1 protein-coding gene is annotated in these 395 nt (G+C 60.3%); it reads left to right on the top strand.

What is annotated here, in order from left to right; genetic code table 11:
• The coding region (locus GWC77_RS28425; RefSeq protein ID WP_173262982.1) for a transposase at positions 1-395 on the top strand (395 nt) is incomplete at both ends.

Below are 395 nucleotides of genomic sequence, written 5' to 3'. Positions count from 1 at the left end.
CTCGATGCGATGCGCCGCCAGGAGCAGAAAGTCGAGCCGCAACTCAAAGGCATGCGCTGGGCGCTGCTCAAGGACGTGCACAAACTGAATCTGGCTCAACTGACCGACCTCAATGCTCTGGTGCGACAGTACGCCACCAAGCGCACCGCCCGCGCCTGGCTGTACCGCGAGCAACTGCGCGAGATTCTCGAGCGCAAGCAAATCCATGTCGTCTCCGAGATGTTGCGGCAATGGTGTACCAACGTCATGCGCTCGAAGGTCGAGCCGATGAAGGAGGTGGCGCGAATGATTCGCCGCCACTTCGACGGCATCATCGCTTGGACTCAGACTCGCCAAACCAACGGCTTCATCGAGGCCATCAATGGCTTGTTTCAGGCTGCCAAGCGCAAGGCGCG

It is taken from the genome of Paraburkholderia sp. NMBU_R16 (assembly GCF_013282575.1).
Lineage (GTDB): Bacteria > Pseudomonadota > Gammaproteobacteria > Burkholderiales > Burkholderiaceae > Trinickia.
Note: the sequence above shows the minus strand (reverse complement) of the source record. Positions and strands in the feature narration are given on the sequence as shown.